Below are 614 nucleotides of genomic sequence, written 5' to 3' on the forward strand. Positions count from 1 at the left end.
GTTCACATCAGGCATCAATGCAATGATGTGGAAAGCAGTTAATTTACCAATGCCTTTGATACTGGTTAATAATTTAAATTGTTCTTTAAGAGATTCATTACTGGCTACTAAATCAGCAATTTTCTTCTCTATTTTAGTTATCTCTTTTTCAAGCTTGTCGACCATTTTTTCTAATGCTTTCCGCGCAATTTTACCTTGAATGCTATGTAACTGGTTATTGAGCTGAACTAATTGGGCTTTGAGCATATCAAGAAGCTTGGTTAAATCCTTTACTTCCTTTTGTTCGGCAGGGGTCGTTTGATAAACACGTGGATCCATCCGTTGACCAAACTGAGCGATGATTTTTGCATCTATGGAATCATTTTTGTTACGCACTAATGATGCCCTGGCAAAATTCTTTACTTGAAATGGGTTCACCACGCTAACCCTAATGCCTTTTTAACCAGGAAATCAGCAATATTTACACTATAATGTCCCGTTGCTTCCATACAAACCCAAGGTGTTTGAGTATGGTGAGTCAGCCAGTCATAAAACTCCTTATGGCCTTTAGGTGAATTTGAAAAAACCAAATGCCTATAATGGCCATTGATATCAATTGCTATATCAAATTTATC

The 614-nt window shown here is 36.6% G+C and carries 1 protein-coding gene and 1 pseudogene; both read right to left on the bottom strand.

Going from position 1 to position 614, the window contains the following annotated elements; genetic code table 11:
- Positions 1-417, bottom strand: a 417-nt coding sequence (locus Lwor_RS11330) for an IS110 family transposase (RefSeq protein ID WP_157063148.1), incomplete at its 3' end; no start/stop codon positions are given.
- Positions 414-614, bottom strand: a pseudogene (locus Lwor_RS13975) (hypothetical protein); the annotation flags it as partial. The gene Lwor_RS11330 and the pseudogene Lwor_RS13975, both read right to left, overlap by 4 nt.

The organism is Legionella worsleiensis, from assembly GCF_001467535.1.
GTDB classification, from domain to species: domain Bacteria; phylum Pseudomonadota; class Gammaproteobacteria; order Legionellales; family Legionellaceae; genus Legionella; species Legionella worsleiensis.